The following is a 24,016-nucleotide window of genomic DNA, read 5'->3' as shown; positions in this document are numbered from 1 at the left end:
ATTTATTACTGTATAATTAGCCATTTTTCTTGTCGTTTCCTCCATCAAAAAAATACTATTTTTGTCGATTCACGGTTTTTTCCGTAAAGAAAACGCTTTCAAAAATGTTCATTCTGCATATTATGTATAAAAGTCATATATGGAGGTGATGTAATTGCGGAGCTCTAAAAAGCTTGTTTTATTTTCAATCTTAATTGGAATGTTATTAATGACTATTTCTTATTTTTTTCAGCCTCTCATGCCATTTAAGTCCATCGCACACAGAGGCGCATCGGCACTTGCACCCGAAAACACGCTTGCATCGTTTGAAAAAGCTATAGAAATGGGTTTTGACTATATCGAGTTAGATGTAAGGCTGAGCAAGGATAAACAGCTGGTTGTTATTCATGATGCGAATGTTTTGCGAACTACCGACGGTGAGGGGTTAATTGAGGAATTAACGGTTAAAGACTTAAAAAAACTGGATGCAGGCTCATGGTTTTCTCCCGCGTATGCCGGTGAAAAAATCCCTACATTGACTGAAGTTTTAAAACAGGCCAGCGGAAAAATAGGAATGATAATTGAGATGAAATCACCTGAAAACCAGCCTGGCATGACAGAAATTCTCGCAGACGTATTAAACTCTTACAAATCCGACAGCCAGATAAAAGTCCAATCTTTTCATATTAATGAAATGAAAAAGTTTCACAAGCTGGCTCCCCAGATCCCTGCCGGCCTGCTGCTGAGTAAACACCTGGACTTGTTTCATTTGGCATCCTACCGCGATTTTGCCTCTTTTCTATCTGTTCACCATCTCCTGCTTTCCAAGTCCTTCATTAATCAAGCTGAAATATTCGGTTATGAGATCTATTCGTGGACCATCAGCAAACAATACCAATTTGCAGACATGCAGAGGCTTGGTGTTCATGGCATAATTTCCGATGATGAGAAGAGAATCCCGGATTCAATCATGTACGTGCTCATTACCCCCTTTTTAAAAGGACAGGATTTAATTAGAACACTTCTGGCATAACAGCCAAAGCATTCCACTGCTGCAGCCAAATCAAAAAAACGATGGGCATCACCCATCGTTTTCTTAATGAATTAAGCATATTTTGCAATGACCGACTGAAGCTTTTGCTGCATATAAGGAATATCTGCATTTGTAACAGTGAAACGGACAAATGTTTCATCCATTTCTAATGCTTCTGCCAGGAATCCGCCAATCCCTCTCGCTTTACGGTCTACTTGCATCATAACCTCGGTCTCTCCGTTTGACAGTGGAAAAAAGACCACTTCCAGTTCATCAAGTTTTCCTCTGAAAGGGCCGGAGACTGGAACAAATTCAAACTCCTGGATAAACGGAAGCCTTCTGCGAAGGCGGTGCGGAGCCTGTTCACACTCAGCTTCCCTCAAACGGAATCCCATACTTGAAACAGCGTTCAATACAGAATCCATCAGCGGGGTAGCAGCAACACGAATATAATCCTTATCTGCAGGATCCACCGCGTTTTTATATCCAGTCCTGTCGTCACCCATATTTTCGTTTTGCCAATAGACAAAGGTGTGTCAGCTGGAAGGTTAAAGGTAAAAGGAATTTCCTTTCGTTCATTGGCTGCCAGGGTAAAGGATTGAGCAAGCCTGAAACGGTCAATCAGACCGGAGACTGTATATTTTTTATCATCTGATTCTTTTATATAAGTAGTATTCAATGAAAGGTAAATATCATCAATTTTCTGTTCGGTGCTGCCCCCTGTAATCTCAACCACGCCTCTGAGGGCTTCTCCCGGAACCGCTGAATCCTTTTCAAGTTTCGTATCCACTTTTGCTGATCCAATTCCCACACTTGCCAAAACCTTATTAAAAAATGACATATGCTTCTCTCCCTGTTTCCTTTTTTATTTTTACTGCCATATATAAAGCAAAGCACTTATTTCACTTAGATATACGTGCTTATTAACAAGAAGGTTTCACTTTCTGTGGTGGCAGCACATATTTTTTTCGGAAATGCTGCGTTCCCTGCGTACCCACATAAAATGGGTGTTTAGAAATATGTATGTGTAAGATGTTCCTGCTGCTCCGCAAAAAAATGACGAGCACCTTTCCTCGTCATTTTTCTATATCAGTCATCTTCAACTTCTTCGTCAATGATGCACTTTTGCAGCAGGTATTCAAACGTGATATCTGCAAGTTCATCCAATTCTCCTTCAGTAGGCACATATCCCCTTTTTGCCAGCTCATGAAAGAAAAACTCAGCAATTTCTTCTGTATCTATTACGACTTCTATTTCCTTCACAGCAACGCCCCCTTTGTACAGAATGTATGAAGTACTCCCTGGATTCATGCAGAACAAGCCATATTCTTTATTTTATTTTCAATGCATTTTTCTTCAGTCAGGACATACATATAGGATAAACAGCCAACAGCAATCCATATTATACAGAAATTGAGGAGGCAGCGACATGTCCAGTATATCCAGACTAGCCCTACTAATTAAAGAAGATGTCAATCTTGAAGAAAGCTCAATAATAAATCTTTATAGCAATCTATTAAATGCCTGGTTCAAGCTCGTCATATGGTTTGGCATCCCATTTTTACTGTATCTCCTGGTCACCTGGCTCTAAAAAGCGCTGGAACTTCAGTGACTTCTTTTTACACAGTGCTCTTATCATCATTGTTGGCAATATGCTTCAGCTTTCTGAGTATAACCCGCATGATATGCTTATACTCATCATCCTGAAACATTTCATAAAGAATACGATAATCATTGTATATATCAAGCAAGCCATCAATCAGCACTTTTCTTTCTTTTATCCCATCCAGCAATTCCTTTTCTGCCTTTCGAAATGAATGTGCCGTTTCCCTTAATTCAGGAAGCTTTTCTTTTTTATTGATCATATAGAGGAGCCCCAGCTTTTGAATAAATGCATCAGCACTTTCAGCATCCGCAACGAGTGTCAGCTCTTCTTCCCCAGCTTCCAGCCATTCCCCGTCATTAATCCTTGAAAGCTCATAAATAACATCTTCCCATGCATCTTCTTTGTATCTCCAAATTTCCGTCCTGAAGCCTACGATTTTGAAAAGATCCGAACCATACCCCTTAACATGGACCAGGTCGCCAAAAAAGTATTTATATTCGATGTCAATATGCTCCTTTTCCATAATCTCACCTTCATACTCAGACAGCATTTGAAGGCTGGATTCCATATATAGACCTTCACTTTTATTGACTTCATAGACGTACATATCATCTAGCCACTTTACATCTGTTACTTTTCCGACTGTACCATAAATAGTGATCACGACTGTATCACCGATTTTGTACTTGGGTTTTTTCTTTTTGCTCATTTCCTCCATCCTCTCAATGACTGAGTCGTGAGTAGTGAATACAATAGTATATGCACTTTTTATGTAAATCGTCCGTACGTTCATCACAATCAATCAAAAGCCTTTTTCAAAATAAAGATGAATTTAGTATTTATATTCAGCCCGTTGCTTTCCGCTACGGTTACTTGCTTTCCGCGGGAAGAACGGGAGCCTCCTCGGCTTCGCCTGCGGGGTCTCCCGCTCCCTCTCCTCCCGCAGGACATTGAATAAACTTCCTCGAATGAACACCGCACGAAGGAAATGCGTCAGCATTTTCGAGGATCAAGTGTCCACAGCGAAGATCAACTCAGTAAATTAGACTAAAATATTAAATACAACAGACTTTAAGAAAACAGCAAAATAAAAAAACACTCCAGAGCAGGAGTGTTTCAAAATGTTCATTCAGCTTTCAATAAGGACATACAATTGCCAGGCTTCATCAAATACAGACATGCTTTCCATGTATGAACCGTTCAACTCCAGATAGGAACTAATTTCTTCGTAATCATATGACGTTTTTGGAAAGCTGTGGTCTTCATATGCGTTATTGGCAAAACGGCTGATGTTGTCTTTTGGTGCTGGATGCCTGTATTTCATTAAAAAGTGATAGAAAGTTTTTGACATATTAACGCCTTCCTTTTTATTCAGTCGTTCATTAATTTATTTTCTACTATAATCGAACTGTGCCAAGCTCGTCTACTTATACACATTAAAAACAGCCCTCATATCTGCGGGCTGCCCTTTTCCTTACTTATCATAGGAAGAAAAATCAAAATAGTTTCTTTTCAGCAGCCTTGGCTGCTCCATCAATTTTTCGTAATTTATTTCTTTTCCGATCTTCTTCACATCAATTAAAAATAGCTGGTCCTCAATCGTCTTAACAAGCTCATCTGACTGGTAAACCATATCACAATCCCTGCAGGCAATGGAAGGTGTCTCATTTATTTGGATGGCCCTTGTTCCATCAGGAAGCTCCCAATAAACTGTTTCGCTGCTTTCATTAATATTTTGGCTTTCACACCATGCACATTTACTTCCCATTCCTGTCCTCCTATTCCTTGGCAGCCGCAGCTTGTGAGCCCGCTTCTGCTGCAGGGCTCTGCTTTGTCTGCTGGGCATTGAATTTCTTTTCCTTTAATTCATCCCGTTTGCCCCGCTTATCTTTCAAAGAAATGTGCTCTGGATCGCTGTCATATTTGTCGCGGCGATCCAGCCTTGCCAGGCCTTCTGGCACCAGGTTGAACTGCTGGTCATTCATTAGCGCGGCAATGCCCACATTTGATTTTTTCTCATCCATATCAGGATAAATTTCTTTAAAGTAGCCTTCTGCACGGCCTGGGACATAGTTTTCAGGCTCAGGATACGTGGTGATTACACCTTCGAAATTGCGGAGGACCACTTTGTCAGCACTTTGCGAGATCAAATAATTCGGCTGCAGTGAAATCTTCCCGCCTCCGCCAGGCGCATCGACCACAAAAGTCGGAACAGCATAACCCGATGTATGTCCCCTCAACCCTTCAATAATTTCAAGCCCCTTCGAAACCGGAGCGCGGAAATGGCCAATGCCTTCAGAAAGATCACATTGATAAATGTAATAAGGACGAACCCGGATTTTAACAAGGTCATGCATTAGTCTTTTCATAATAGGAACGCTGTCGTTTATGCCTGCCAAAATGACGGATTGATTCCCCACAGGCACACCGGCATTTGCCAGCATCTCACATGCTCGCTTAGAATCCTCGGTAATTTCAATGGAAGTGTTAAAATGTGTATTTAGCCACACCGGATGATACTTTTTCAGGATATTGCATAAATTCTCGGTGATCCGCTGGGGAAATACAACTGGAGCTCTCGTGCCGATTCTGATGATTTCAACATGATCGATTTCACGTAAATTTTTCAGAATGTATTCAAGTATATTGTCATTGATCAAAAGTCCGTCTCCACCGGAAATGAGAACATCTCGAACCTGAGGAGCACTCCTGATATAGCTGATCGCCGCATCCAGCTGTTTTTTCGGTACACCCATGCCGATTTGTCCGGAAAATCTTCTTCTTGTACAATAACGGCAATACATTGAACATTGATTTGTTACCAAAAATAAGACCCGGTCAGGGTAGCGGTGTGTTAACCCCGGAACTGGGGAGTCTTCGTCCTCATGCAGCGGATCTTCAAGATCATATTTAGTTTTATAGATTTCATTTGAAATAGGGACGGATTGCATCCTCACCGGACACCGGGGGTCATCCGGATTCATTAGTGAAGCATAATAAGGTGTAATATTTAAAGGGATGGTCTTTGCAGAAATCCTGACTCCTTCCTCCTCTTCTGGTGTAAGATTAATCACCTTTTTCAAATCATCAACTGTCCGAATGGTGTTCGTCAGCTGCCAGAGCCAATCATTCCATTGTTCTTCTGTGACGTCTTTCCATAGCTCAATATCTTTCCAATGCCGATCCGGTTTATATAAAAAGTTCTTCATCTCTATTCCCCCTATATGAATTTCTATTAAATACATATTGCAAGTTTCATGCCAATTCAGAATATTTCGTACTATCATATGAAACCCCTTCAGAATTGGCGATTATTTGCAAGTTAAGGGATACTTTCATTTCCGATAAAACAAAAAAGTGCCGATTACTCGGCACTTTTTTCCAGGACTCTGTTATTCATTTCAATATTATACTTGGCCAATTTATATTGCAGTGTCTGACGGGGCACCTCCAATAGCTTTGCGGCTTTTTTTATATTTCCGTTTGTTTCTTGAAGAGCTTTTTCGATTAAAGCTTTTTCCTGCTTTTGCATACTCGCTTTTAATGGCTGGACTTTCAGTGAAAAATCCTGTTTATTCTTTTGAAGCTGCTGTTTCAATATAACTGGCAAATCCTCAGCTTTTAGAAAGTCTCCTTCACAGACATTCATCATGTACTCGATTGTATGCTTTAATTCCCTGACGTTACCGGGCCAATGGTATTGTCTGAAAAACGCCAGCACATCATCCCCGATTCCTGAAAGTCCTTTTTTTAACACGTGATTAAATCGCTTAATAAAATGATGGGCAAGAAATTCAATATCTTCCTTTCTCTCCCTAAGAGGCAGGAGACCAAAAGTGAGAACGTTTAAGCGGTAAAATAAGTCTTTTCTCATTTGGTTCTTCTCAAGTGCTTCCATTGGATGGATATTCATGGCTGCAATCACCCGTACATTGACCTGTGAGCTTTTCGGACTTCCTACTCTTCGGACAATGCCATCCTCAAGCACTCTCAGCAGTTTAGCCTGCAGCTCAATCGGCATGGCGTGTATTTCATCGAGAAAAAGTGTCCCGCCATCGGCTAATTCAAATAACCCCGGCCGGTCTACCGCTCCTGTGTAGCTTCCTTTAGCAGTCCCAAAAAGTATGCTTTCAAGCAAGGACTCCGGTATTGCTGCACAGTTCTGGGCAATAAATGGGCCTTCAGTTCTTGAGGAAGCATGATGAAGCCCCTGAACAAAGAGCTCCTTTCCGCACCCGCTTTCCCCAAACACAAGAATGGAAGAATCGGACTTTGCCAGTTTAGCGGCTTCCTTTTTAATATTTTTCATTTCCTTATTTATTGTGAGAAGGCTATCCAGTGTATACTGTACATTATTGGCAGAAGCCGCTTTTTTGAGGGGCTGTTTTATTTTTTTGCGCAGATCAAGAAGGCTTTCAGAAAGAAGCTTCAATCTGGAATAATCCTTGGCAATCTCGACAGCTCCCGCTACCTTCCCATTAACAGTTATAGGGAGAGTGGTATTGATGGTTTCTATTTGTGCACCATGGAGGTTTACATAGGACTGAGTCTGATTATATATCGGTGTTTCTGTTTTCATAACCTTTAATAAAGTGCTTGTCTCTTTATCCAATGAAGGAAAGACTTTCAGAACAGGTTTTCCGATTACCTCGGAAACCTCCAGACCATCGTGTCTAGCAGCTATTTCATTATAAAAAATGGTCATTCCATTCAAATCCACTACATGAATCCCTTCATCAATGCCTTTTAATATGGCGGCCAGAACTTCTTTAGAAATACTTTGAGTTTCAATCATTAAATCCCCCCTGCTTATGTATATGACAGGGTGCCGAAAACCTGTCAGGATGATGCCGAAAATTCGGCACTTCTTTTTGAGGATCCGTTAATCCGAATGGGCCAAATTCCTTACCCAGACATTCATATTCTCAAGTTTATCGAAAATATAGCAGTTGTTAAGAAGACGGCCCCGATAGGAATAGCCAAGCTGATGCAGAACGGCGTTCATACCGAATGACAGCGCTCTGGCGATGGAGTAGGCACAGAATACACCCTGCGATTTTAGATCTTTTTCCAATTTTTCGAGGAGTATTTTCATTAAACCATGTTTACGGTGGGATGGGAGTGTCGCACAATCTGTCAGTTCTGCGTTTTTATAAAAAAGATTGATCTCCGCTGAAGCAGCACTGACTAGGTCATCTTTATACTGAAAAGCGTAATAAATGGTGCCCTCCCGGATTGTTTTTTTTATATATGAGGGATCATGGAGAGGTGTTGGATAAATCTTAAAAACTTCACGGTATAGTTCAGCCATTTTTTCAGCATCCTGCTCCGTTATTTTTATAAGCTGATATTCAGAAGGAGGCATAATGACATCCGGGTTTCTATCAAGGGCGGTCACATTTTTAACAATGCTGTCTTCAGAGATCCAGTGCCCATTAGTTCTTCTTTCATCTGAAAAATACTTGCAGAAAAAGTATTGATCAGAACCGTGGAAATACCCGTCAATAACAGCCTCGCACTGAAAACCCATCGAAAGAAGATCTAAATAATTTTCAACTCTTCCCCTGAAAATTAATTTCTCACATTTGTGTTCTTTTGCTGTTTTCTCTGCTTCATGGACGGCACCTGCCAATTCACCTGCATAATCGTCGATCCTTAATCGTTTATTGAATGGATCAAGATAGAATTCGGCTACAAAGTCTTCTTTTTTTAGTGTTTTTACAGAAGCTGTATTATTCATTGCTAAGACCCCCTTCTATTAATAAAACTGCCCGGCCAAAGGGCCAGGCATTATGAAACCATAAAGAATAACGGCCAAAACAGCAATATTATCGGCTAAGTATTCTTCCTTTTCATCTTAGTCAATTTTAAAGCTGATCAGCTTCATCTCTGTCATTTCTTCAACAGCATATTTGATTCCTTCACGTCCCATACCGCTCATTTTCACACCGCCATATGGCATGTGGTCTACACGGAAGGTCGGGAAATCGTTCACCATTACCCCGCCGACATGAAGCTCTTTTGCTGCTTTGAAGGCTTTGTTCACATCATTGGTGAAAACACCGGCCTGAAGGCCAAAGTCTGAATCATTCACAAGTGCCAGCGCCTCATCAAAGCTGCTGTATGAATTAATATGAACAACTGGTGCAAATGCTTCCTCACAAGAAATTTTTTCATTCTTATCAACATTCAGCAAGACGGTCGGATACAACGTATTATCTGTTGCATTCCCGCCAAGCGCAAGCTCCGCTCCGCTTTCTACGGCACTCTTGATCCAGGTCTCTGCGCGTTCAGTGTCACTCCTGGAGATCATCGCTGAAATATCCGTATCCTCATTAAGCGGATCGCCGATTTTCAGCTTTTTGGCTTCCTCAACAAAACGCTCGGCAAATGTCTGGTACAGAGATACATGTACATAGATTCGCTGGACGGAAATACACACCTGACCCTGGAAGGCAAAAGCCCCGACCACAATACGCGGGACAATTTTCTCCACGTCTGCATTCTCATCCACAACAACTGCCGAATTGGACCCCAATTCAAGCGTTACTCTCTTCAGGCCTGCATGTTCGCGGATCTGCCTGCCTACTTCCGGGCTGCCTGTAAAAGTAATCATCGATATGCGTCCGTCGGCAACCAGTACATCTCCGACGGTTCCGCCACTACCGGTTACCACATTCAGGGCTCCGGCAGGAAGTCCTGCTCTGTGAAAAATATCAGCAACTTTGTATGCCGACATTGGCGTTTGAGATGCAGGCTTTAAAACAACCGTATTGCCGGCAGCAATAGCCGGTCCCACTTTATGCGCAACCAGGTTCATTGGAAAATTGAATGGCGTGATGGCTCCAATAATCCCGAGAGGCTCCCGTACTGTATAGGAGACCCGGCCTTCGCCTCCCGGAGCGGCATCCATTGGGATTGTTTCTCCATAAAGTCTGCGCGCTTCCTGGGCAGCGAAGGTATATGTCATGATGGTGCGGTCAACTTCTCCTCTGGCAGCCTTTATCGGCTTTGAAGCTTCGTGCGCAATAATCTTTGCGCACTCCTCTTTTCCTCCTTCATGATGGCGACCACATTTTCCAGTATTTCCGCCCGTTTATGGGCAGGCATATCAGCCATTATTTTTCTGGATTGTTCTGCCGCATCAATTGCTGACTTCACATCGGAAGGAGCTGCCATGGCGACTTCTGCAATAACCTCCCCGCTATAGGGGCTTTTTAATGCTTTGTAATTCTCTGTTTCCTTGAAATTTCCGCTGATCCATAAATGTTGTTTCACTGGAATTCCTCCTTATGTGCAGCATTCGCCTATTACTTCTTCCAGTACGGAAAATCCTTCATTGAGCTGTTCATTGGTTGTAACAAGCGGACTGAGCAAACGAATAATATTGCCATATAAGCCGGCGCTCATTATGATGAGGCCGCGCTTGTGTGCTTTTGACAGGATTTCCTGAACAATTTCTTTATTAGGTTCCTTTGTTTCCTGATCTTTAACAAATTCAATGGCACACATTGCTCCTAAAGAACGTACTTCACCCACTTGCTTATATTTTAAAGGAAAATCAGAAAATTTTTCAGTGAAAAGACTTCCGATTTCATTTGCTCTTTCTAGTAATCCTTCTTCCTCAATTGTCCATATCACTTCTAATGCAGCCGCACAGCCTAGCGGACTGCCTCCATAAGTTCCGCCGATTTCACCAATATTCGGTGAATCCATTATATCTGCCCTTCCAGTTACAGCACTGATCGGCAATCCGGCACCGATCGATTTAGACATGGTCATAAGATCCGGCACAACATCATAATGCTCCATGGCAAACATTTTGCCTGTCCTGCCAAATCCTGTCTGTACCTCATCAGCGATAAAAAGGATTCCATGTTTTTCACAAAGCTCTTTAACACCTTTTACAAAATGGGACGACGGCATGACAAAACCACCTTCACCCTGAACAGGTTCCATAATGACAGCAGCGATTTCTTCAGGCGGCACCTCGCTCAGAAAAAACGTTTCGAATCTCTTAAGCAGGGCATTATCATGGTCTTTATCCTTCAGCCCCTCGCTGCGGTAATAATAAGGATAAGGCCATTTATACGTTTCCGGCGCAAATGGCCCGAATTCATATTTATACGGTTTTACCTTGCTCGTTAAACTCATGGACATATAGGTACGGCCATGAAAGCCCCTTTCAAATGATATAATTCCTTTTCTGCCTGTATATTTCCTTGCTATTTTAACCGCATTTTCCACCGCCTCTGCTCCGGTGCTTAAAAAGAAGGTTTTTTTGCTGTGATTGCCTGGTGTAATGCTGTTGAGTTTCTCTGCCAGCTTGATATAAGGCTCATACATCATGACATGGAAGCATGGGTGAAGATATTGGTCAATTTGGGCATGCAGCGCTTCAATAACCCTAGGCGGACAGTGTCCAACATTCAGTGTCCCGATGGCCCCCGCAAAATCAAGAAACGTATTTCCATCTATATCTGTCAGAAGTGCTCCATCCCCTTTAGCAGCAAATGTCTGCATCGTGTTAAATGGCCCCTTTGGAACATTCTTCTCCTTTTTAGCCAATAATTCCTTCCCTTTTGGTCCCGGCAGCTCTGTTCTTATATTAATTGATCCCATCCTTATTTCCCCTCTCCCTGATTAGTGCCGCACCATTCCAGTATGGCCAGAGCAATAATTTCAGCCGCATCAAAAACTTCCTCTAAGAAAATAAATTCGTTTACATCATGGGCGGCTTCCGTTACACCTGGCCCGAAGACAACAACAGGTGTATTTCCTACTTTGGATAATATGCCTCCATCCGTGCCCCAAGGTGATGCCTCAACTGACGGCTGTTTTCCTTTTACGGTTTCAAAGGATTCGGATAATACAGCCATTAAAGGATGATCCTGTTCCAGATCACCGGGCAGCCAGCGTCCGCCAAACCATTCAACTTGAGGAGGATTCTTTTTAAGCCATCCATCATGTTGGGCTGCTTCCTTCAGGCAATCCTCCAGCTCTTTTTCGGCAGATTTCATCTCTTCATCCGGTGCTACCCCCATCCTTCCCTCTATGACAGCAATATCCGGTACGGAAGATGGCCACTCTCCGCTGTATATTTTTCCAATATTAATAGGAATCGGAATAGGGATCTTTGAATAAAGCGGGTCTTCAATTTTAAGGTTCCTTACCTTCTCAAGCTCCTGAAGCTTTGTTATCACATACATGGCTTTTTCAATGGCATTGACGCCCTCATATCGGGTTCCTCCGTGAGCTGAACGCCCTTTGACTGATATCCGAAACCACATCGAGCCCTGCTGTTTTGGAAACAGTTTCATATTAGTCGGTTCAGGAATGATTGCCCCATCGGCAGAATATCCCCTGAGGACTGCTGCCAATGTACCAGCCCCGCCGCTTTCTTCTTCTATGACACTTTGAAAAATCACATCTCCTTTAAGCTTGATTCCAAGCGCAATAATGGCTTCCATGGCAAGCAGGAGCGAAACGGTGCCGCCTTTCATATCGGTCGAACCCCTGCCAAATAGCTTTCCATCTTCGATTCTGCCGCTAAATGGATCATGTTCCCAATCATTTCGGTCTCCTTCCGGAACGACATCAATATGGCCATTGAGGATGATGGACCTTCCTCCGCCTGTTCCTTTCAAAACAGCCACCACATTGGGATTTCCGGAAAAATCCTTTCGATCTGAACAAAAGGCAGGATGCTTAATCAATTGTTCCTTGCCGATTTCCCAAATATCAAGGGTTAGTCCAAGTTTGCGGCATTTTTCTATGATGATGGCCTGTGCACTGCTTTCATTTCCGCGGATGCTGCCTTCCTGGACCAGTTGCTGAAGAAGTCTTGTTCCTCTTTGCTTATTTTCTTCCAGCCATCGTTTAATCTTTGCATGAGCATTCATATTCTCACTCCTTTATTAAGGCCAAGGGAAATAACTCTATCAATTAATCACTCTCACATTCTCAGCAATTGTAAAACTGCAGCCCGTTTTTGCCCTGACTTCATTTATAGAGTGCGGCGTAAACAAGTCAGTCAGTGTGAGTCCATGAGCTGATATTTGAAAGACAGCCATCTCTGTAATAATCATGTTTACACAGCGTGCTGATGTAAGAGGCAGGGTGCACTCGTCCACAATTTTTGGGTTCCCGTACTTGTCTGTCTGGTTCATTAGGACAATGACTTTTCTTGCTTTTTGGGCAAGCTCCATTGCACCGCCCATGCCGGGAACTTTTTTCCCCGGTACAATCCAATTGGCCAAATCCCCTTTTCCGCTTACCTCCAGGGAGCCAAGAATTGTCATATCAACTCGCCCTCTGCGTATCATCCCGAATGCAATGGTGCTGTCGCAATATGAAGCACCCTTTACAATGGAAACCGGAAAACCTCCTGCATTACATAGATTCTCATCTTCCTTCCCTTTCTCCGGACTTGGCCCCATACCTGTAATGCCATTTTCCGCATGAAACATTACATTTGTCCCGTCAGGCAAATGATTGGGCACAAGCGATGGGATTCCAATACCGAGATTTACAATCATCCCGTTCTTGATTTCCTCCGCAGCACGTTTGGCAATACGATTTCTAATCTCTACTCCCATGCCCATTTCCAATTCACTCCCTTCGATGGAACGATATAATTAACGAAAACTCCCGGTGTTATAATTTCATCAGGATCCAGGCTGCCAAGCGGGACAATTTCCTCCACTTCCGCAATTGTCATATCACCAGCCATGGCGACAAGCGGGTTTGTGTTTCTGGCACTTTTGTCAAAAATTAAGTTCCCGTAAGGATCAGCTTTCTTAGCAAAAACAATCGATATATCTGCAGTCAGGGCCGTCTCGACAAGATACTTTTTTCCGCCCAGGCTGCATGTTTGCTTATTGCCGGTCACAATGTCGTTATCAAGGCCAATGTCGGAAAGGATGGCAGGAATGCCGACTCCGCCAGCACGTATTCTTTCAGCCAATATCCCCTGGGGTGAAAATTCCACTTCCATCTTCCCATCTGTCATGAGTTGGCCGGCAACGGGATTTGAGCCAATATGAGAAGCAATCATTTTCTTCGCCCTTCCCTGGCTTACCACCTTCCCGATCCCAATATGGGGAAAGCCTGAATCATTGCCAATAAGTGTTAAATCTTTGAATCCATTATCCAAAATGCCGTCGATAAGGGACGGAGGGGTGCCAATTCCGCCGAAGCCGCCAAACATAATGATCATGCCGTCCCGAAAATGCTTCATCGCCTCATCAAGTTCAATAATCTTATTAAATGTGTTCTCCATTGTTATTCACCCTCTCCCTCATCAGGGATCAAATGATTTTCTGAGAAAACCTGCAAAGTCTTTTCAAACCTCTTTACCAGATCATCGATTTCCCTTTTGGTAATAGTCAGCGGCGGTGCGATCATTACGGCATCCCCGTCTGTGCCATTTGTACCCGCACCTGCAGGGTAAATAAGCAGACCATGCTCCTGTGCTTCCTGTATTAATCTCTGAGTCAAACCGAAGCTTTTTGTAAACGGCTCTTTTGTCAGAGGATCCTTTACAAATTCAAGTCCGACCATCAGCCCTTTTCCCCTTACATCACCAATAAAGGAAAATTTGGATTGCAGCTTAGTCAATTTATTTCTTAAATACACTCCTTTGCTTTCTGTTTCCGGGATAATATTGTTTTTCTCAATATATTCAAGCACTGCGAGGGACACTGCACATGACTGCGGATTGGCACTCAAGGTATGGCCGCTCATAATGCTTTTTGAACCTGCCAGTATGGGCTCCATTACTTCATCGCTTACAAGTGCAGCTGCAATCGGAGCATACCCGGCTCCCATTCCTTTTCCAAGTGCGACAATATCAGGCTTTATATTCCAATGCTCGCAGGCAAGCATTGTGCCTGTTCTCCCAAAACCAGTCATAACCTCATCAGCAATAAATAAAATGTCATACCGCTCACAAATTTCTTTGATTATCCGGTAGTAATCCTTTGGAGGGGTAATGGCACCGCCTGCAGCGCCAATGACTGGTTCTGCGATAAACGCAGCAATATTGTCTGGCCCTATCCGTTTAATGACGGTTTCAAGTTCATGTGCACACAGATAACCGCATTCAGGCGCTTCCAGATTGTAGGGGCACCTATAGCAATATGGAGGATGAATGACAGGAAAATCCTCAAGCAGCGGTATGAAGCGAGCCCTTCTGCCCGTATGTCCTGACATTGATAAAGCTCCCAGGGTTATGCCATGATAGCTCATCCACCTTGAGAGCACCTTTGTTTTTGTCACAATGCCTTTTTCCTGCCAGTACTGAATCGCTATTTTCATAGCTGTTTCAGTGGCCTCAGACCCGCTGTTCACAAAAAAGCTCCAATTCAAGTCTCCGATCGCAGCCTCAGCTATTTTATGGGCAAGCTTTTCAGCTGCGCCGCTCGTAAATTGCGATCGATATACAAAAGAAACTTTTTTCGCCTGTTCATGCATTGCCTCAATGATTTCCTCCACACCATGGCCAATATTGGCCGTTATTGCGCCGGATGATGCATCCAGGTATTCCTTTCCGTCCGTATCATATAGATAAACTCCCCTGCCATAATCAATGATCGGGTACTGTGCATCAAGCATCGGCTTAATTAAGTTCGACTGGTTCATCAGCGTACTCCCTCCAACTATAATTACGAAATTTGCCTGCGGCTAATCAATATCCGCCGATGGCTTCATGACCTTTCACAGCAAATCTTCAATTCTACAAGGCAGATATTCTCTACCAAATGGCAATATAGTAAATTGTATGAAGTCACTTAAGAAATCTTTCATAAAAGAATTTTGCAGAGTGATCTATTTTTTCGCTGCAAAAAAAACAGCCGCTGGATAGCGGCTGCTCAAAAGTCATTTTCATCATTCTGTTCAATCCAAATTATACTTTCAAACCCCTGTATTTTTATACCAATGCAGGTTCTCTTCCAGGTACATTACTTGTCTTTTCGATAATATCCCTTGCAATCCAGACACCGCAGGCACCCGCCTGTGCAAGTCCTCTGGTAATGCCTGCACCATCCCCGCCAACATAAAGTCCGCTGATTTCCGTTTCGAAACGGTCATTCAACTTGGGACGTGCAGAGTAGAATTTTGCCTCCACACCATAGAATAGCGTATGTTCAGATGCAAGGCCAGGAGATACATGGTTTAAAGCCTCTGTCATTTCAATCAGGCTTTTCATTGTATTATATGGCAGCACAAGGCCTAAGTCTCCAGGGACCGCTTCCTTTAAGGTCGGCTCAAGGAAGCCTTCTTTAATCCGCTTCTCAGTAGACCTTCTCCCTTTTAATATATCTCCATACTTTTGGACAATGATTCCGCCGTTTGAAAGGCTGTTGGCAAGCCTTGAAATTTCATGCGCGTATTCATTTGGCTTATCAAACGGTTCAGAGAATGTATGGGATACAAGCAGCGCAAAGTTTGTATTAGTACTTCCCAGCTTAGGGTCTTTGTAAGCATGGCCATTCGCAAGCATGATTCCTGAGTGGTTTTCCACTACAACATGGCCGGAAGGATTGCTGCAGAATGTACGCACTCTTGTACCGACAGATGTATTAAATGTAAACTTTCCTTCGTAAAGATGTTTATTGATCTCTTCCATGACAATATCCGAAGTTTCAACCCGCACGCCAATATCGACCTGATTATTGATCATCTTCAAGCGGCGTGACTTCAGGAGGTTTGCCAGCCAAACTGATCCATCTCTCCCTGGTGCTACAACCACCTTATCAGCATGAACTTCATTTCCGGACTTAAGCTTGACCCCCATAATCCGATGGCCATCAGGGGTTTTCTCTGTTATAAGATCTTCAACCTCTGTCTTATAGGACATATCAATTTTTTCACGTAAATATTCATAAATGCTCTTTAGGATTTCTAGATTCTGCTCGGTGCCCAAATGCCTGACCTGCGCACGAAGCAGTTTAAGCCCTGCTGCATATCCGCGGCGCTCAATATCCCTCACTTCATCAGTCATTGGATCTGTAATGCTTTCAGTCGCGCCATGCTTCAAATTAATTTCGTCAACATATTTTATCAAATCAACAACCTGGGAGTCCGGGAGATAATCGGTCATCCAGCCGCCAAACTCACTCGTTATATTAAATTTCCCATCTGAATAAGCCCCTGCTCCGCCAAATCCATTCGTGATAGAACAAGCGGGCAGGCAGCCTGCAAATTCTTTTCTTCCTGCTGCAGGCGGGCATTTCGAAATCTTTTTCTGTAAAATCGGACAATTTCTTTTATAAATATCATGGCCTTTATCAATTAATAAAATTTTTGCTTCAGGCATTTTAAGAGTTAATTCATAACAAGTAAATATTCCAGCCGGTCCAGCACCGACAACAATCACATCATAATTCGCATTCATCGTCCTATTCCCCCAGACGCATTATTCGTTAATTTCATCAACCAAAGGTAACTATATCAAATACATAAGTGGAGGTCAACATTTTTACGAACTATCAAATAAAAAAAATTACATAATGTTCGTCTTTAGAATAATTTATGTAAAATTCACCAAATACACACTGCCCCAAAAACAAAGGCTGCTCATTACGAGCAGCCTTCACAAATTCCATTTATTTTACCAATTTCCGCAGCAGCATGCTCCGATAATAATCAATAGAATGAACAATACGACGATCAATGCAAAACCGCCATACCCTCCTCCATAATGAGCACCAGCAACAGGATAGCCATATCCTGGATAACATTGGTCGTAGCCAGCACCAGCAACTGCACCTTTATACATAAATAATCACTCCTCAACAAGATTTCTTGGGCATTTTCAATATTAATGTATGTACGGTGAACTTGACCCGCATGTGCATACGCCCATTTTTTTCAAAAAACACTCTAACTCCATTTTAAAACCTTCCCCCTTTGCCATTAATAGGGTAGGATAAACGTAAGAGAAAAGAAGCGGGGGATTCAAACCAATGAAGAGAAGGAAGATTGGCATATATTTTTTTATCATCACTTTTATATATGGTTTGTATCATTTATTTGATAGCCTGTCTAAAGTTGAAGGGGCGAATCCAACTAACGTGTATCAAAAGCTGTCGTCAAAAGATAATATCAATTACCTGATTATCGGGGACAGCATTGGCAGGGGGTCAGGTGCGACCTCCAAATCATCGGCATGGTTTACAAGGCTTGAGAAGCATCTGCATAGTGAATTTGGGATTATAGCCAAAAGGCATTCCATCGTCCAAAGTGGAGCCACTGCCTTTGAAGGTTTATATAAGCTTCAGCAATCCGAACATTTAGGGAAAATCGATTTAACTTTTATCGTATTTGGGGAGAATGACCGCAAATATATGGATGAAAAGCAATTTTCTTATTTCTACGAAGGGCTTATCCGGAAAACAAAACAGCTTTACCCTGACACCGAGATCATAACCATTACAGAAAACCCGCTGGATAACGAAGAGTTTGTTCAGGCGATTTCTTTTATTTCTAACCATTATGGCGCTAAAAACGTGGATATGAGAAACCCTTTTGAACTATCCGGATTACCTGCAGAGGAACTGACAAAAGATTTGGTCCATCCAAATGATCACGGCTATAAAATCTATGCAGATACCTTAATAAAGAAAATAAGAGAGTTAGCCGGCAGTCAGGCAGAAATTGCCGAGCTTTCTGCCCCCATTCATGAAAATGCGGACATAGAAATAGCATCCATCCCTCATGTTACAGATATATCTGGATCATTTATTCACAAAGACGGCATTTGGGAGAGCAGCATGGCGGGAGACAGTCTTGAATATCAGTTTAGCGGCACTTTCCTTGGGGTCGATATGATTCGCAGTGAAAAAGGCGGGAAGATGGATGTTTTCATTGATGATGTGTTTATTACATCCTTATCTGCCTGGTGGCCGCTGACTAAAGAAAGATATCAATATATTGTCAGCGGTCTCGAAGACAGTCAACATTTAGTGAAATTCATTGTGACAAATGAAAAATCAGTGAATAACAGTACAGACGATGCCGTTATTCAAATTTCCTCCATCCTCACCATGGCAGAACAGTGAAGGATAAAAACAGAAAAAGACTGAAAAAAATAACTCGAAAAAAGCCGCCAATATTATCAGCGGCTTTTTCTCATTATTTCGCAGTAACTGTCATTACTGTTGAAGTACCTCGCGTTACAGCTCCTGCTGCATTTTTCTCAAGAGAAGCAACCTGGTCGCCATTAGTGATAATAATTGGCGTAACTGTGCTTTTTGCCTTTTCTTTAACCATTGCTAAATCAAACGTGACAAGCTTATCGCCTTCGCTGACCTTTGAGCCTTCTGAAATATGGGTCTCGAATCCTTCCCCTTTCATGGAGACCGTTTCAAGGCCAATATGGATTAACACCTCGGCACCATTTTCAGCACGAATGCCAATGGCATGCTTGGTAGGGAATACTTGGACTACTTCTCCATTTACCGGGGAAACAACAACCCCTTCTGAAGGTTCAATTGCAATACCGTCACCCATCATTCTTTCTGCAAATACAGGGTCAGGCACCTCTTCCAGATTAACTGCTGTACCCGTCAAAGCAGCCTTAATCTCAATTGCTTTGACCGCTTCCTTTTTGCCAAATAATTTCTTGAACATAAAAACACCATCCATTTCTTAATTTTCATTAGTAAATAATTTCAAATATTCATCATAGCCTTCTTCCTCCAGTTTTTCCTTAGGAATAAACTTGAGTGCAGCAGAATTAATGCAATAACGGAGGCCCGCAGGTCCCGGCCCATCATCAAAAACATGTCCAAGATGGGAATCCGCTGTTTTACTTCTCACTTCCGTTCTGACCATAAAGTGGGTGCGGTCTTCTTTTTCCTCAATTTCCTGATCCTCTATGGGCTTAGTGAAGCTGGGCCAGCCGCACCCTGCGTCATATTTATCTTTTGAGCTGAAAAGAGCCTTGCCGGAAACGATATCGACATAAATTCCATCTTTAAATTCATTCCAATATTGGTTGCGGAACGGCGGCTCTGTGCCATTATTCTGAGTTACTTCATATTGCATGGGATCGAGTTTTTGCTTTAATTCTTCCCTGTTTTTTGCCATTATTTTTCACCCCAATGGTTGTTTATAAATGCCTTTCTTCCAGAGCCGGTTTGATAGGCATTGTATCTTTCCGGATTCTTTTTATAATAGTGCTGATGATAATCTTCTGCAGGATAAAAGTCTGAAGCAGGCAAAATCCTGGTAACAATCGGTTTTGCAAATGGACCTGTTTCTTTAAGCTTTTGTTTTGATTCTTCTGCTAACTGCTTTTGTTTTTCATTGTGATAGAAAATTGCAGTCTGATAGGATTGGCCGCGATCATAGAACTGGCCGCCTTCATCTGTCGGGTCTATCTGCTGCCAATATAATTCAAGCAGTTTTTCATATGGGTAAACCTCAGGATCAAATGTGATTTGAACCGCTTCATAATGGCCAGTCGTTTCCGAACAGACTTGCTGGTAAGTCGGGTTCTTTACATTGCCTCCGGTATAACCGGATAGCACTTCTTTTATTCCAGGCTGTTCATCAAAAGGCTTTACCATACACCAGAAGCAGCCTCCTGCGAATGTTGCCTTTTCGTATTGTTTCTCTGTCATTCTGCTCCACCTCTTTCCGGCACTTTTCTATCTTTTACTTTTTCCCTTATAAAGATGATTTAAAGCTATATACATAAGATTAATGAAAAGATTCATTATATGCAAAAGAAACCTCTTCATTGAAGAGGTTTCTGAATTTTTATATTCTTTTATTCTTTGCTCCGGCACTTATTTTTTTCCAGCGCTTGCGTTCTTCAGATTGGGCTCGTTTATCCTGCTTTCTATCCAGATAAGCGAGTTCCTTGAGAAGCTTCTTGTAGCTGTTCAGACGCGCCCTTGATATGCTTCCTTCTTCTATTAGCATATGCACAGCGCATCCTGGCTCATTATCATGTGTACAGTCCCTGAATCTGCAGTTTTCAGCGGCTTGTTCAATATCTGTGAAGCTTTCTGAAAGACCGCTTTCACTTTCCCACAGCTGAAGCTCCCGCATTCCTGGAGTGTCAATCAATATGGCGCCTTCAGGAAGAAGGATGAGTTCCCTGTGAGTAGTTGTATGCTTTCCTTTGTCATCACTTCTAATATCCTGGACTTTTTGTTTTTCCGCGCCCAGAAGATAATTGGTAAGTGTGGACTTTCCAACACCTGAAGAGCCGAGCAATGCGATTGTTTTTCCAGGCTCCAAAAACGGCTTAAGCAGGTCAATCCCCTTCTCTTCCATCACGCTGATTGAGATAACAGGAACACCCATGGCAACGGTGTCCACCTCAGCAAGCTTTTCCTCCAGATTCTCACAAAGGTCAGCCTTGGTAAGAATAATCACAGGAGCTGCCCCGCTTTCCCATGTCAAAAGCAAATAACGTTCCATTCTTCTTAAGTTAAGATCCTCATTAAGTGAATTAACCAGGAAAATAGTGTCTACATTAGCAGCTACAATTTGTTCTTCTGTATTCACCCCTGCTGCCTTCCTGGAAAATTTGCTTTTCCTTGGAAGGACTGCATGAATGGTACCCCGCTGTTCATACGCTCTTTCTTTGATGACAACCCAGTCACCTACAGCAGGATAATCCTCCCTTGATGATGCTTCGAAAGAAAATTTCCCTGATACTTCACAGAGCATTTCACCCTTATCTGTCCATACACGATACATTCTTTTATGCTCTAAAGCCACCCGGCCCATTTGATATTCTTTTTCTTCATACGCTGAAAAAGCGTCTTTAAAAAAGGGATCGAATCCAAGTCTATTAATTGTCAATGTTTGTTCCTCCATGCTTATCGAATATTTTTACATACAAAAAACCATAGGCAATCAGCCCATGGTCTGGTCAAGTAAAGTTCAATAAGCAGGAAAAACAATCTGGTCCGCTCGATTAAACGATTTCCATTTGGGCTGTGCCTGAATTATTTACACTGAACGTATTGGCATAAAGTTCTCTTCTCATAGCACATCACCCGCTTTCGTTTATTTATTTATATTATATGGAATATTGCACCAGAAGTAAAGCCCTTTATTTTCCTCAGGTGGCATTCACCCGGGGAGAAGCATATGGTATTAAAGCAGATTTTAGGAGGGGGAATTATGCCTACTGAGAGAAATCAGCAGTGGTACTTACAAAAAGCGGTAAAATATGATCTTTTGGCTCAGTATTTTAAATACATTGATGCTGCACAGCATATTACTTATTATCATAAACATCTGCATTGCCTCAATCAGGCTTTTCAAATAATGCGTACAAAAAACAAGGCGCCTTCTGCCGATACCCATCAGGGACAGCAGACAAAAGTACGGATTTTCCATGGTTCCCCTGATTCCGGTCCAATTGATATCTATATAAACGGCACGAGAATTTTAAAGGACTTCTCATATAAAGACGTAAGCAGTTATGCAACGCTTCCTGCCGGCTCTCATCAGATAGACATATATCCGGCCGGCAGCATGGTCTCTGCACTTGTAAGCAGACCAAACATTACTGAAGCAGGTAAGGTGTATACAATTGCAGCTGCGGGGATTGAAGCAAACATTAAGCTTGCCCTATTAGAAGATCAGCCTGAAGTGCCTCCCGGGGAAACCAAAGTCAGATTTGTCCACCTGTCACACGATGCACCAGCAGTTGATATTGCCGTAAAAAACCGGGACGTTGTTTTTCCCAATATCGCATTCAGCCAGGCAAGCAAGTACATCGCATTAACTCCAATGACTGTCGACTTGGAAGCCAGGATAGCCGGAACTCCAAATGTGGTGCTGACCATCCCTCGAATGCAATTTAAAGCAGACCAGGCCTACACTTTGCTGGCAGTAGGTTCCGTTGTCAAAGAGCCTGAACTGGAAGCAATTATCATTGCAGACTAACGCTTTCCTGCTAATTAAGCATCAAAAAAGGGAACCCCTCCAAAGCTGCGGAAGGATTCCCTTTTCTCATTTAACCGGAACAAGAAGGGTAAAACGAATATCATCCTGTTTCAGATTAAATTCATCCACTTTTACTTTAACATCACTTTTCAGCTTCATTTCCTGCAGTGACACATAGATTCTTTCTTTCTGCGGCTGAATGGTAACACCTTCCGGAAGTTTGTAGCGGTCTTTTACCAGCTTCAGGACATGTGAAACCGGAAGATTCAGCTGCCCGACAGATATTGACTTTTGCTGAAGAACAACATCTCCATTCTTCAAGGCTTCTGGTTCAAATGACAGTTTCATTTGCAGATCCTGGCTGAAGAAAGGGATTGTGCCATATAAATCCACTTCATCGTTTAGGAGGATCTTGTAATCTATTGCTCCTGTCAGCCCTTCTTTTTCAAGGTAGTGGTTAATGACTCTATTCAAATCTTCTTTATTGGCTTTTATGTTAAAAGGAACGTAATTATCACTATTCTCTGTGATCGCTGTGTAGTCTTCGTCATCTGCCGGTATACTGATAAAAATAAACAGCACAGTTAAAATGAGTGCATTAATTGCCAGCAGTGTAAAAAACAGCTTTTTCCATTTTCTATCTTTCAATCAACTTCTCTCCATTTCCTTCAGCTTTCCTTTTATACGGAATATCTTTCAGCACTTCCTCTGTGAGTATTTGATGGACCCGTCCAGCTATTAATTCATAGCCTTTATCATTGGGATGAAAATAGTCTGTATATAAAAGATTATCATCGGTATTTTCAAATATATCATCTATTTCAACAAAATAAGTCCCTGGATAATTTCTCAATATATCCCGGCTAGTGTCATTCCAATCTCCAAGAATAGCATTAATTTCCGTTATTTCTGAAAACCATTTTAAAAAGGGATTATATAAGCCTATTAAAACAATTTTACTATTTGGGTTTACCTCTTTTATCGAATCTAAAACCTCAGTCAGATTTTGTTCATAGGTTTCTTTTTCCTTGGCAAAAGCCCTCAGCTTTAGGTTTGAAAAATTTTCACGGACTACTTTCATAACGTCATTGCCGCCAATGGTTATGATCACCGCGTCTGCTTCCTTCACAACATCTTTTACTTCATCTGTCCCCAGCTTCTTCAATAATTGATCGGAACGATTGCCTTTTACACCGAAATTATAAAAAACAGCGTCTTGAACACTTTTGTCTTTTTCCAGTGACATTTCAAGATATGGCACGTACCCTCCACGTTCAGTACTGTCTCCAACCCCCTGGGTTAAAGAGTCACCTACTGCAGCAACAGTAAGGTTTCGAGGAAAAAAATCCAAAGGAATTTCTTCTTTAACTGTCAGGCGGGATTCTTTTTCAGAATGAATGATATCGCTGTGGTGAACTGAACTGCAGGAGGCGAGAAGCAGCATGATCCAAAAGATGAGGGTGAGTTTTTTTATCATA

The 24,016-nt window shown here is 42.2% G+C and carries 24 protein-coding genes and 2 pseudogenes; 4 read left to right on the top strand and 22 right to left on the bottom strand.

Translation table 11 applies throughout. The annotated features are described in order from the left end of the window. Positions 1-154: 154 nt before the first annotated feature. On the top strand, positions 155-1,012 hold the full coding sequence (locus LLY41_RS08565; protein WP_286137334.1) for a glycerophosphodiester phosphodiesterase: 858 nt from the start codon (positions 155-157) through the stop codon (positions 1,010-1,012). 71 nt (positions 1,013-1,083) lie between these two features. Here the strand turns inward: LLY41_RS08565 and LLY41_RS08560 are convergent. Together LLY41_RS08560 and LLY41_RS08555 are read right to left on the bottom strand one after the other, a co-directional pair. Further along, positions 1,084-1,853 (bottom strand): annotated as a pseudogene (locus LLY41_RS08560) (sporulation protein). 248 nt (positions 1,854-2,101) lie between these two features. Then, the gene (locus LLY41_RS08555; RefSeq protein ID WP_095244549.1) at positions 2,102-2,275 is read right to left on the bottom strand and encodes a YozD family protein; all 174 of its coding nucleotides are present in this window, start codon (positions 2,273-2,275) and stop codon (positions 2,102-2,104) included. A gap of 166 nt (positions 2,276-2,441) precedes the next feature. On the opposite strand from LLY41_RS08555, the gene LLY41_RS08550 reads away from it, so the two are divergent. Beyond that, positions 2,442-2,603, top strand: a complete 162-nt coding sequence (locus LLY41_RS08550) for a hypothetical protein (RefSeq protein ID WP_179289022.1) — start codon at positions 2,442-2,444, stop codon at positions 2,601-2,603. 28 nt (positions 2,604-2,631) lie between these two features. Here the strand turns inward: LLY41_RS08550 and LLY41_RS08545 are convergent, their stop codons facing one another. From LLY41_RS08545 to LLY41_RS08480, 14 genes and pseudogenes are all read right to left on the bottom strand, one after another. After that, positions 2,632-3,327 carry a hypothetical protein gene (locus tag LLY41_RS08545; protein ID WP_095244550.1) on the bottom strand — a complete coding sequence of 232 codons (696 nt, stop codon included), beginning with the start codon at positions 3,325-3,327 and terminating at the stop codon, positions 2,632-2,634. Positions 3,328-3,747: 420 nt separating this feature from the next. Beyond that, a complete protein-coding gene (locus LLY41_RS08540) occupies positions 3,748-3,969 on the bottom strand; it encodes a YozE family protein (protein ID WP_304587503.1) in 222 nt (73 codons plus the stop codon). A gap of 123 nt (positions 3,970-4,092) precedes the next feature. Then, positions 4,093-4,386 carry a YokU family protein gene (locus LLY41_RS08535; protein ID WP_304587501.1) on the bottom strand — a complete coding sequence of 98 codons (294 nt, stop codon included), beginning with the start codon at positions 4,384-4,386 and terminating at the stop codon, positions 4,093-4,095. 10 nt (positions 4,387-4,396) lie between these two features. Then, positions 4,397-5,827: a lysine 2,3-aminomutase gene (gene ablA, locus LLY41_RS08530; protein ID WP_095244555.1), complete on the bottom strand. Its 1,431-nt coding sequence runs from the start codon at positions 5,825-5,827 to the stop codon at positions 4,397-4,399. A gap of 155 nt (positions 5,828-5,982) precedes the next feature. Continuing rightward, positions 5,983-7,413 carry a sigma-54 interaction domain-containing protein gene (locus LLY41_RS08525; protein ID WP_304587499.1) on the bottom strand — a complete coding sequence of 477 codons (1,431 nt, stop codon included), beginning with the start codon at positions 7,411-7,413 and terminating at the stop codon, positions 5,983-5,985. An 87-nt stretch (positions 7,414-7,500) separates the two neighbouring features. Further along, positions 7,501-8,358, bottom strand: coding sequence for a putative beta-lysine N-acetyltransferase (gene ablB / locus LLY41_RS08520; RefSeq protein WP_095244557.1), 858 nt, complete (start codon positions 8,356-8,358; stop codon positions 7,501-7,503). Between the two features lie 117 nt (positions 8,359-8,475). Next, positions 8,476-9,896: pseudogene (locus LLY41_RS08515) on the bottom strand (aldehyde dehydrogenase family protein). 12 nt (positions 9,897-9,908) lie between these two features. After that, positions 9,909-11,240, bottom strand: coding sequence for a 4-aminobutyrate--2-oxoglutarate transaminase (gene gabT, locus LLY41_RS08510; protein WP_304587497.1), 1,332 nt, complete (start codon positions 11,238-11,240; stop codon positions 9,909-9,911). 2 nt (positions 11,241-11,242) lie between these two features. Then, entirely contained in the window at positions 11,243-12,520 is a 1,278-nt protein-coding gene (locus LLY41_RS08505) for a peptidase (RefSeq protein WP_304587495.1), read from the bottom strand. A gap of 39 nt (positions 12,521-12,559) precedes the next feature. After that, the gene (locus tag LLY41_RS08500; protein ID WP_095244561.1) at positions 12,560-13,222 is read right to left on the bottom strand and encodes a 3-oxoacid CoA-transferase subunit B; all 663 of its coding nucleotides are present in this window, start codon (positions 13,220-13,222) and stop codon (positions 12,560-12,562) included. After that, positions 13,207-13,899, bottom strand: coding sequence for a CoA transferase subunit A (locus LLY41_RS08495; RefSeq protein ID WP_095244562.1), 693 nt, complete (start codon positions 13,897-13,899; stop codon positions 13,207-13,209). Before LLY41_RS08495 ends, LLY41_RS08500 begins: the two co-directional genes overlap by 16 nt. Before the next feature lie 2 nt (positions 13,900-13,901). Continuing rightward, positions 13,902-15,260, bottom strand: a complete 1,359-nt coding sequence (locus LLY41_RS08490) for an aspartate aminotransferase family protein (protein WP_304587491.1) — start codon at positions 15,258-15,260, stop codon at positions 13,902-13,904. 289 nt (positions 15,261-15,549) lie between these two features. Then, positions 15,550-17,016, bottom strand: coding sequence for an NAD(P)/FAD-dependent oxidoreductase (locus LLY41_RS08485; RefSeq protein WP_095244564.1), 1,467 nt, complete (start codon positions 17,014-17,016; stop codon positions 15,550-15,552). 216 nt (positions 17,017-17,232) lie between these two features. Beyond that, the gene (locus LLY41_RS08480) at positions 17,233-17,400 is read right to left on the bottom strand and encodes a YjcZ family sporulation protein (RefSeq protein ID WP_095244565.1); all 168 of its coding nucleotides are present in this window, start codon (positions 17,398-17,400) and stop codon (positions 17,233-17,235) included. A gap of 187 nt (positions 17,401-17,587) precedes the next feature. On the opposite strand from LLY41_RS08480, the gene LLY41_RS08475 reads away from it, so the two are divergent. After that, a complete protein-coding gene (locus tag LLY41_RS08475) occupies positions 17,588-18,682 on the top strand; it encodes an SGNH/GDSL hydrolase family protein (RefSeq protein WP_095244566.1) in 1,095 nt (364 codons plus the stop codon). A gap of 73 nt (positions 18,683-18,755) precedes the next feature. Here LLY41_RS08475 and LLY41_RS08470 read toward each other — a convergent pair whose 3' ends face one another. The 4 genes from LLY41_RS08470 to rsgA form a co-directional block, all read right to left on the bottom strand. Further along, positions 18,756-19,253 (bottom strand): PTS sugar transporter subunit IIA, encoded by a 498-nt coding sequence (locus LLY41_RS08470; RefSeq protein ID WP_095244567.1) that lies wholly within the window; start codon positions 19,251-19,253, stop codon positions 18,756-18,758. Positions 19,254-19,271: 18 nt separating this feature from the next. Next, complete coding sequence (gene msrB, locus LLY41_RS08465; protein ID WP_095244568.1) at positions 19,272-19,712, bottom strand: peptide-methionine (R)-S-oxide reductase MsrB; 441 nt, start codon at positions 19,710-19,712, stop codon at positions 19,272-19,274. Continuing rightward, positions 19,712-20,248 (bottom strand): peptide-methionine (S)-S-oxide reductase MsrA, encoded by a 537-nt coding sequence (gene msrA, locus LLY41_RS08460; protein ID WP_095244569.1) that lies wholly within the window; start codon positions 20,246-20,248, stop codon positions 19,712-19,714. Before msrA ends, msrB begins: the two co-directional genes overlap by 1 nt. 139 nt (positions 20,249-20,387) lie before the next feature. After that, the gene (gene rsgA / locus LLY41_RS08455) at positions 20,388-21,443 is read right to left on the bottom strand and encodes a ribosome small subunit-dependent GTPase A (RefSeq protein WP_095244570.1); all 1,056 of its coding nucleotides are present in this window, start codon (positions 21,441-21,443) and stop codon (positions 20,388-20,390) included. A 324-nt stretch (positions 21,444-21,767) separates the two neighbouring features. On the opposite strand from rsgA, the gene LLY41_RS08450 reads away from it, so the two are divergent. Further along, positions 21,768-22,538 carry a DUF4397 domain-containing protein gene (locus LLY41_RS08450; RefSeq protein ID WP_095244571.1) on the top strand — a complete coding sequence of 257 codons (771 nt, stop codon included), beginning with the start codon at positions 21,768-21,770 and terminating at the stop codon, positions 22,536-22,538. Positions 22,539-22,604: 66 nt separating this feature from the next. Here LLY41_RS08450 and LLY41_RS08445 read toward each other — a convergent pair whose 3' ends face one another. Beyond that, the gene (locus tag LLY41_RS08445) at positions 22,605-23,186 is read right to left on the bottom strand and encodes a YpmS family protein (protein WP_095244572.1); all 582 of its coding nucleotides are present in this window, start codon (positions 23,184-23,186) and stop codon (positions 22,605-22,607) included. After that, entirely contained in the window at positions 23,176-24,015 is an 840-nt protein-coding gene (locus LLY41_RS08440; protein WP_095244573.1) for an SGNH/GDSL hydrolase family protein, read from the bottom strand. The genes LLY41_RS08445 and LLY41_RS08440 overlap by 11 nt, the downstream gene beginning before the upstream one ends. Between the last annotated feature and the right edge of the window lies 1 nt (position 24,016).

The sequence above is a fragment of the Cytobacillus firmus genome, from assembly GCF_023612095.1.
Lineage (GTDB): Bacteria > Bacillota > Bacilli > Bacillales > Cytobacillaceae > Cytobacillus.
The sequence above is the reverse complement of the archived record's forward strand: the minus strand, read 5'-3'. Positions and strand labels throughout refer to the sequence as shown.

Excerpts from the sequence above, each read along its gene's own strand:
- LLY41_RS08550 (WP_179289022.1), top strand. The coding sequence starts at position 2,442 with ATGTCCAGTATATCCAGACTAGCCCTACTAATTAAAGAAGATGTCAAT.
- LLY41_RS08545 (WP_095244550.1), bottom strand. The coding sequence starts at position 3,327 with ATGAGCAAAAAGAAAAAACCCAAGTACAAAATCGGTGATACAGTCGTG.
- LLY41_RS08540 (WP_304587503.1), bottom strand. The coding sequence starts at position 3,969 with ATGTCAAAAACTTTCTATCACTTTTTAATGAAATACAGGCATCCAGCA.
- LLY41_RS08535 (WP_304587501.1), bottom strand. The coding sequence starts at position 4,386 with ATGGGAAGTAAATGTGCATGGTGTGAAAGCCAAAATATTAATGAAAGC.
- ablA (WP_095244555.1), bottom strand. The coding sequence starts at position 5,827 with ATGAAGAACTTTTTATATAAACCGGATCGGCATTGGAAAGATATTGAG.
- LLY41_RS08525 (WP_304587499.1), bottom strand. The coding sequence starts at position 7,413 with ATGATTGAAACTCAAAGTATTTCTAAAGAAGTTCTGGCCGCCATATTA.
- ablB (WP_095244557.1), bottom strand. The coding sequence starts at position 8,358 with ATGAATAATACAGCTTCTGTAAAAACACTAAAAAAAGAAGACTTTGTA.
- gabT (WP_304587497.1), bottom strand. The coding sequence starts at position 11,240 with ATGGGATCAATTAATATAAGAACAGAGCTGCCGGGACCAAAAGGGAAG.
- LLY41_RS08505 (WP_304587495.1), bottom strand. The coding sequence starts at position 12,520 with ATGAATGCTCATGCAAAGATTAAACGATGGCTGGAAGAAAATAAGCAA.
- LLY41_RS08500 (WP_095244561.1), bottom strand. The coding sequence starts at position 13,222 with ATGGGCATGGGAGTAGAGATTAGAAATCGTATTGCCAAACGTGCTGCG.
- LLY41_RS08495 (WP_095244562.1), bottom strand. The coding sequence starts at position 13,899 with ATGGAGAACACATTTAATAAGATTATTGAACTTGATGAGGCGATGAAG.
- LLY41_RS08490 (WP_304587491.1), bottom strand. The coding sequence starts at position 15,260 with ATGAACCAGTCGAACTTAATTAAGCCGATGCTTGATGCACAGTACCCG.
- LLY41_RS08485 (WP_095244564.1), bottom strand. The coding sequence starts at position 17,016 with ATGAATGCGAATTATGATGTGATTGTTGTCGGTGCTGGACCGGCTGGA.
- LLY41_RS08480 (WP_095244565.1), bottom strand. The coding sequence starts at position 17,400 with ATGTATAAAGGTGCAGTTGCTGGTGCTGGCTACGACCAATGTTATCCA.
- LLY41_RS08475 (WP_095244566.1), top strand. The coding sequence starts at position 17,588 with ATGAAGAGAAGGAAGATTGGCATATATTTTTTTATCATCACTTTTATA.
- LLY41_RS08470 (WP_095244567.1), bottom strand. The coding sequence starts at position 19,253 with ATGTTCAAGAAATTATTTGGCAAAAAGGAAGCGGTCAAAGCAATTGAG.
- msrB (WP_095244568.1), bottom strand. The coding sequence starts at position 19,712 with ATGGCAAAAAACAGGGAAGAATTAAAGCAAAAACTCGATCCCATGCAA.
- msrA (WP_095244569.1), bottom strand. The coding sequence starts at position 20,248 with ATGACAGAGAAACAATACGAAAAGGCAACATTCGCAGGAGGCTGCTTC.
- LLY41_RS08450 (WP_095244571.1), top strand. The coding sequence starts at position 21,768 with ATGCCTACTGAGAGAAATCAGCAGTGGTACTTACAAAAAGCGGTAAAA.
- LLY41_RS08440 (WP_095244573.1), bottom strand. The coding sequence starts at position 24,015 with ATGATAAAAAAACTCACCCTCATCTTTTGGATCATGCTGCTTCTCGCC.